Annotated in this window: 2 protein-coding genes; both read left to right on the forward strand. The window is 34.7% G+C overall.

The genetic code is table 11. The features are described from left to right. The first annotated feature begins 162 nt into the window (after positions 1 to 162). Entirely contained in the window at positions 163 to 1,509 is a 1,347-nt protein-coding gene (gene rsxC / locus NT145_09035; GenBank protein MCX5782818.1) for an electron transport complex subunit RsxC, read from the forward strand. Next, positions 1,496 to 2,452: an RnfABCDGE type electron transport complex subunit D gene (locus NT145_09040; GenBank protein MCX5782819.1), complete on the forward strand. Its 957-nt coding sequence runs from the start codon at positions 1,496 to 1,498 to the stop codon at positions 2,450 to 2,452. The genes rsxC and NT145_09040 overlap by 14 nt, the downstream gene beginning before the upstream one ends. Positions 2,453 to 2,495 lie beyond the last annotated feature (43 nt).

Raw genomic sequence — 2,495 nt, forward strand, 5'->3', positions numbered from 1 at the left:
CGGTAAGCCCTGATTACACAGATTGCAAACAGCGATTACACGGATACACCGACGAAGTTTAATCTGTGTAATCTGTCTTAATCGGTGTAATCAAGGGGGCAATGAGTTTTTCAGTGCCCCCTAAATACATAAATCTTAAAAATATAAATAAGGGTTATTTCATTGATTATCAAAAAAAATTATAAACTTACGGGCGGCATAAAAATAAAAGTTATAAAATCACCGCCAGCACATCCTATACAATCTTTGCCTATTCCTGAAATAGTAGTTTTGTCTTTAATGCAGCAGCCGGGAATAATGCTTAAACCAATTGTCTCAAAGGGTGATAGCGTTCTTACTGGGCAAAAAATTGCCGAATCGGAGGACCCTTTTTCTGTCCCATTGCATTCTTCTGTTACGGGTAAAATACTTGATATCAGAGAGTATCCTCATCCGGTTACCGGAGAAAAAGTTGAATCTATAGTAATAGAATCTGTTGGGAAAGATGATAAAATTGTGCCTAAAAAAACATATTCTGACTATTTTCGCTACACTCCTCATGAACTTCTCTCGGTTATAAAAGATTGCGGTATTGTCGGCCTTGGAGGCGAGGCCTTTCCTGCTCATATAAAGCTTAAAGTGGGTAAAAAAGAAGTTGATACATTAATAGTTAATGCAGTTGAAAGCGATCCTTTTCTTAATTGTGATAATGCATTAATTCATGAAAACGCTAGAACCATAGTAGACGGCATAAAAATATTAATGTATATACTTGATATTTCTCATTCAATAATAGCTTTGCGGCAGGACAATATCCAGACGGTTAATATGTTGCGAAATATTATTTTTCATGAGCCGAATATATTTATTGCGCTTCTTCCGCCTAAATATCCTCAAGGAAACGAAAAACTTCTAATTAAAACATTGCTGGGAAGGACCGTTCATTCGGGCAAATTACCGGTTGATGCAGGGGTAATCGTTAGTAATGCGGCAACAATTTACTCAATCTGCAGGGCGGTAAAAAATGGCGAACCGCTAATTTCCAGAGTGATTACCGTAGAAACTTCAGACTTGAACAGTTGCAGGAATCTCTGGGTAAGAAACGGTACTTTGATAAAAGACATAGTAGAATATTGCGGTTTTAAAATTGATAAAACAAATTCTTTTGTATTGGGCTCTATTATGCGGGGAAAAAAGCACTTTTCATTAGATGTTCCTGTGATAAAATCAACTAGGGGAGTTTTTATCTTGAAACAAAGCGACCTAATTGATTATAAAAATTTTGATTGTTTTCGATGCGGAAACTGCGTTAAAGCATGCCCGGTGAACTTGCTTCCAAATAAAATAAGCACGCTTGTGAAAGAAGGGAAAATGGATAAGCTGGGAAATTATTATCCTGAACTATGCCTAGAGTGCGGAACCTGCAGTTTTGTGTGCCCTTCTTATCGGCCCATTTTTGAACATATTCAGACTGCAAAAAAAGAAATGGTAAAAAAATATGATACGGGGAAATTTGGTGTTTATCAATAAAAATAACTGGGAACTATTAAATCCTTTTTTGCACAAAAAAACCGGCATAAACAGTATTATGCGCGATGTAATTATTGCTCTGTTGCCGATTGTAATTTACTCAATTTACTGTTATGGAATCAAAGCTTTAATTTCAATATTTCTTTCGGTATTTTTTGCCGTTCTCACAGAATATTTGTGGCAGAAAAGTTTCAAGAAAGCCGTAAGAATTGAAGATCTTAGTTCTGTAATAACTGCCGTAATTTTGGTATTAATGCTTCCTCCGTATTTTGTCTGGTGGGGAATAATCATAGGAGCAATATTTTCTATTGTTTTCGGAAAACAAATATTTGGGGGGTTGGGCAACAATTTGATAAATCCTGCGGTTACGGGATGGATTTTTCTTCAAATAATATTTCCCAAACAAGCAGGAGAAATATTTTTTAAAATATTGAATATTTTCAATGCTCCGCAAGCCTTGAGCCTTAAATATCTTAGCCATAATATATTGGCAGGAAGCCTATTAACGAAAATGCAAAATAATTCATTGATTGAAGCCTCAATTATTACATTGCTATTGGGAGCAATATATTTAATAGTTAGAAACAGGATCGCAATTTCTATTTCAATTTCATATTTATCAATTTTATTAATTGGTTATGTTGTTTCAGTAATAATATCGGGGAAAATTAGTATTTCTAATATTTTCGGGCCCGTCTCTTTGTTTAGTATTTTCTTTTTGGCATCTGATCCGGTAACGACTCCTATTTCATTGAAAGGGAAAATTGTTTTCGGCATTGGATGCGGAATTCTATCGCTTCTGGCTTACGCGGTGACCGGAGTAATTTATGTTTTTTATATTTCAATTATTTTAATGAATATTTTAGTCCCTTTCATTGACTATTCAACCATACCTAAACCGCTTGGGATATATGCTAAAAATCAAAAACTTTGGAAAAGCTGATGATTTATACTCCTTTGATGTATTTTTTGTTTATTTTTGTTTT

Source organism: Elusimicrobiota bacterium, assembly GCA_026388075.1.
GTDB lineage: Bacteria > Elusimicrobiota > Endomicrobiia > Endomicrobiales > JAPLKN01 > JAPLKN01.